General features: G+C 70.9%; 1 pseudogene. It reads left to right on the forward strand.

Features of this window, described 5'->3' with window-relative positions:
- Positions 1-93: 93 nt before the first annotated feature.
- A pseudogene (locus ACGF0D_RS40910) lies at positions 94-921 on the forward strand (transposase); the annotation flags it as partial.
- Positions 922-1,352 lie beyond the last annotated feature (431 nt).

Here is a 1,352-nt window from a genome sequence, read left to right on the forward strand (position 1 = left end):
GACGTGCGGTGAAAGTCGCATGCGTCGTTCGGGCTGGGGGCCGTGGGAAAAGGACCTGCTCAGCAGGCATCTCGCCGACGGCCCACCAGTACCCTCTTCCGGAACCTGTGCGACAAGGTCCTGGCCACCGTCCGCGCCCACGCCACCTGCTGGGCGACCGTCAACCCCAACCGTCCCGGTGGCGTGCGTGAACAGACCACCCGCGAACGCTGGCACAAGGTCCACACCCTCCTCGACCAGGGGGTGGGCCTGCTCGACTGCTCCCGCCGCCTGGGCCTGGCCCTCAACACCGTCAAACGCTACGCCCGCACCCCCGAACCGACCGCCGAGCGCATCGCGCCCCAGTACCGGCCCACCCTGGTCGATCCCTACCGCGACCACCTGCGCACCCGGCGCGAGGCCGAGCCCGGCGTGCCCGTGCTCCAGTTGTTCCGGGAGATCAAGGAGCAGGGCTACACCGGCAGCCTCAACCTGCTCCACCGCTACCTCAACCAGGGCCGCGCCGAGGGCGACCGCCCCGTCACCACCCCGCGCCGCGTCGCCCGGCTTCTGCTTACCCACCCCGACCGTCTGCGCACCAAGGAGACCGCGCTCCTGGACGCCGTCACCCCGGCCTGCCCTGAGATGACCGAGCTCGCAGGCTTCGTCCGCGGCTTCGCCCAACTGCTGATGCCGACCGCGGGCAACGACGCCAGGCTCACCGAGTGGATCACCCGAGTCCGCGGCGCCGACCTACCCCACCTGCAAAGCTTCTGCAACGGCCTCGAACTCGACCGCGCCGCCGTGGACGCCGGCCTCACCCTGCCCCACCACAACGGCCGCACCGAAGGCGTCAACACCCGCACCAAGAGGATCATGCGTCAGATGCACGGCCGTGCCGGATTCGACCTCCTTCGCCACCGCATCCTCCTCCCACAATGAGGACACAGCGTCACCACCGACTACGGAACAGAGCCGTTCACTGGACAGACCCCAGCAGCGGTTGGGTCTGTGCTCGGCGGCCCCGGCCATGAGCTTGGGTTCTAGCGGTCGTCGCAACACCCCAGTTCAAGGGGTGGGATGGACTTCGAGATCCGGGATCGTTCGGTCAACCAGGGGAGGCGCCTGGAAGCGGAGCGACGCGTCTACCTTCAGCTCGTGCAGCTAGGCGTGAGCAACAGGGAAGCGTGTCGGGTGGTGGGGATCAACGTCCGGACGGGGAAGCGGTGGCGTAACGGCCGCGCCCCCTCCGGCAGGACCACCGGGGGGGGCCCCCCCCCCGGGGGGGCCCCCCCCCCCGGCCCCGCGGGGGGGGGGGGGGGGGGCGCGCGCGGGCCACGCCCGCCCGGACCGGTGTTTGTACTCCGGCCTAC

The organism is Kitasatospora sp. NPDC048298 (genome assembly GCF_043201465.1).
GTDB lineage: Bacteria > Actinomycetota > Actinomycetes > Streptomycetales > Streptomycetaceae > Kitasatospora.